Source organism: Streptomyces chisholmiae (assembly GCF_031845445.1).
GTDB lineage: Bacteria > Actinomycetota > Actinomycetes > Streptomycetales > Streptomycetaceae > Streptomyces > Streptomyces chisholmiae.
Map to the genome: position 1 here is coordinate 1 of NZ_JAVREO010000110.1, position 478 is coordinate 478.

At 71.1% G+C, this 478-nt stretch carries 2 protein-coding genes; one reads left to right on the top strand and one right to left on the bottom strand.

Annotated elements, in window-relative coordinates:
- The coding region (locus RM844_RS32315; RefSeq protein WP_311671012.1) for a hypothetical protein at window positions 1–209 on the bottom strand (209 nt) is incomplete at its 3' end.
- 18 nt (window positions 210–227) lie between these two features.
- On the opposite strand from RM844_RS32315, the gene RM844_RS32320 reads away from it, so the two are divergent.
- Window positions 228–368 (top strand): hypothetical protein, encoded by a 141-nt coding sequence (locus RM844_RS32320; RefSeq protein WP_311671013.1) that lies wholly within the window; start codon window positions 228–230, stop codon window positions 366–368.
- Window positions 369–478: the final 110 nt, after the last annotated feature.

The following is a 478-nucleotide window of genomic DNA, read 5'->3' on the forward strand; positions in this document are numbered from 1 at the left end:
GGCGGCTCGGTGTCCCAGTCGCGCGTGGCGCGATCGACCTCCTCGAAGAGCTGACGCGCGAGATCTCCGAGCTCGCGCGCGTGGCCGCCCGCCTCCCCGCCGGAGCCGGCGAGCGAGCCAGCGGCATCGAGCAGAACGGCGGCGCGAACGTCGACCGACAGCTCGCAGAGACTCTCCGCAGCGCGCGCCGGGGTGAGCGTGTCGGCCATCGTCGTCAGAATAGAGGCGTGCCCCTCGCGCGAATCTCCTGGCTGGCCACGGTCGGCATCTGCCTGGTCGCCGCCCTGCTGCTGTTGCTGAATGGCTACTACGGCTACGCGGGCGTGCTTCTCGCCGTGGGCGCGGCGGCCTCGGTGAACCTGGTCTAGCGGCCGCGGGCCGTCCCCCCGCGCCTCGGGCACAGCGGGCGAGAGCATTGAAGGGAGATCGAAAACGTCACACACCCCCCTTTGCTGCCAGGGGGTTCATGGGGTTGGTG